Source organism: Sphingomonas sp., assembly GCF_031380695.1.
In the GTDB taxonomy this organism is placed as follows: domain Bacteria; phylum Pseudomonadota; class Alphaproteobacteria; order Sphingomonadales; family Sphingomonadaceae; genus Sphingomicrobium.
Genome location: NZ_JANMWY010000275.1, coordinates 1 through 2,015, shown reverse-complemented (window position 1 = coordinate 2,015; position 2,015 = coordinate 1). Strand labels below are relative to the sequence as shown.

The 2,015-nt window shown below is 63.6% G+C and carries 3 protein-coding genes; 1 reads left to right on the top strand and 2 read right to left on the bottom strand.

Annotated features, from left to right (window positions below; all coding sequences use genetic code 11):
* On the top strand, positions 1–370 hold a 370-nt coding region (locus RMN84_RS09955; RefSeq protein WP_309612018.1), incomplete at its 5' end, for a neutral zinc metallopeptidase.
* A gap of 34 nt (positions 371–404) precedes the next feature.
* On the opposite strand, the gene RMN84_RS09950 is transcribed toward RMN84_RS09955, so the two are convergent.
* Positions 405–1,391: an NADP-dependent oxidoreductase gene (locus RMN84_RS09950; RefSeq protein ID WP_309612017.1), complete on the bottom strand. Its 987-nt coding sequence runs from the start codon at positions 1,389–1,391 to the stop codon at positions 405–407.
* Between the two features lie 149 nt (positions 1,392–1,540).
* Complete coding sequence (locus tag RMN84_RS09945) at positions 1,541–1,921, bottom strand: dCTP deaminase domain-containing protein (protein ID WP_309612016.1); 381 nt, start codon at positions 1,919–1,921, stop codon at positions 1,541–1,543.
* Between the last annotated feature and the right edge of the window lie 94 nt (positions 1,922–2,015).

Here is a 2,015-nt window from a genome sequence, read left to right as displayed (position 1 = left end):
CATCGCGCACGAAGTCGGCCACCACATCCAGGATTTGCAGGGCACCCTCGACCAGGCGCACAATGCTCAGGCCCGATCGAGCGAAACCCAAGGCAATGTCATCCAGGTCGCGGTCGAGCTTCAGGCCGATTGCTTTGCGGGCGTCTGGGCAGCCAATGCGCGCGACGCGAACGGGCAGTTACGGCTTGAGCCCGGCGATGCCGAGGAAGGCATGCGCGCCGCACAGGCGATCGGCGACGATACGCTGCAAAAGCAGAGCCAGGGCCGGGTCGTCCCCGACAGCTTTACCCACGGCAGCTCGGCCCAGCGCATGGCCGCGCTGCGCAAGGGACTGACCACCGGCGACCCGGCGCAATGCCAATCGCTGTAGCGTGATCCCCCCGCTGAGGCGGGAAGGGAACCGCCTACAGTTTGACCAGCATCTTGCCCGTATTCGCGCCGCTGAACAGGCCGAGGAACGCCTCGGGCGTCCGCTCCAGCCCGTCGACCACCGTGTCGCGTGACTTGACCGCCCCGCTCGCGATCCAGCCGCCCATGTCGCGATAGAACTCACCCATCCTCGGAAGATAGTCGGTGTAGATGAACCCCTGCACGCGGATACGCATGGAGATAACCCGCATGATATAGCGAAACGCCTGCGGCTCGGCGGCGTTATAGACGTCGATCATCCCGCAGATCGCGAACCGTGCGTTCTGCTTCGCATGGGCGAAGGCCGCGTCGAGATGGTCGCCGCCGACATTGTCGAAATAGACGTCGATCCCGTCCGGCGCGGCTTTCCCGAGCGACTTGACCAGCGGCCCCGCTTTGTAGTCGATCACCTGGTCAGCGCCGAGCGAGCGGACATAGTCGCATTTCTCCGCGCCGCCGGCCGATCCGATGACGGTCATGCCCTTGGCCTTGGCGATCTGCACGACGGCGGATCCCACCGCACCGGCTGCAGCCGACACGAACAGCGTGTCACCGGCCTTGGCCGAGGCCGCCTCGAGCAACCCGAAATAAGCGGTCGCCCCGGTCAGGCCGAGCATGCCGAGAAACTCGCGCGGCTCGACGCCCAGCGCGGGGATCTTGTTGAGCGATGTGCCCGCCGCCACCGCTTCGTCGCGCCAGCCGAGCATGTGCATCACCTGGTCGCCGACCGCGAACGCCGGATCGCGGCTCTCGATCACCTCGCCGACTGCACCGCCCTCCATCGGGGCGTCGATCTGGAACGGCGGGACATAGGATTTCACGTCGTTCATCCGCCCGCGCATATAGGGGTCGACCGACAGATAGCTGTTCTTGACCTGCACCATTCTGTCCCCAAGCTCGGCCTGCGCCAGTTCCTTCAACGCGAAATTGTCGGCGGTGGGCATGCCGGTGGGGCGGCTCGTTAGATGCCAGGCGCGGGCCATAGGTCAGTCCTTTTTCGTGGAAGGGTCGGGCTCCCCATGACCGCCCCCGGCTCAAAAGAAAAGTGCCGTGGCGGCAAGGGAGCGCACCACGGCACCGGGCCGGCTCCCGAAAGGGGGGGGAAGGGAACCGACCCAACGCAGTACAGGACTTACGTCAGATGCCGGCGACCTCGCGGATCGGGAAGGATTGATCCGCCGGTCAAGGCAAAGGGATAACGCCGCACCGCGTCCACCGTTCCGCCAAGCACGAAACATCTTGGATGAAGAATGAACCCGTGCCCAAATGGGACGTGATATCGCCTCGTCAACCGATTTTCACCTGGTCCATCGGTTTCAGTTGCCGAGATGTCAAGTACCGCTGATCGACTTTCGCGCAGAGTGACCAGCCATGTACCGAGTCGCAGATCAACGGCCGCGGATCCACTGTTCCGTAACTGGGCGAGATCCGGCTGCGGCTTAATGACGAGCGGATCCGGCGCTTTAGTTGCATCCGCCAATCGTGCAGCAATCTCATCGGCTTTCAGAATCATGTCGTGACCCTCGTCAGCGTCTCAAACTGAAGTATCTCGATGCTCTTGAGGGTTAACTCGTTGAGCGTTTCGACCGGGTCGTCGACTTTGCCCT

Bases quoted from the DNA above. Each gene is read 5' to 3' on its own strand.
- RMN84_RS09950 (WP_309612017.1), bottom strand. From the start codon at position 1,391: ATGGCCCGCGCCTGGCATCTAACGAGCCGCCCCACCGGCATGCCCACC.
- RMN84_RS09945 (WP_309612016.1), bottom strand. From the start codon at position 1,921: ATGATTCTGAAAGCCGATGAGATTGCTGCACGATTGGCGGATGCAACT.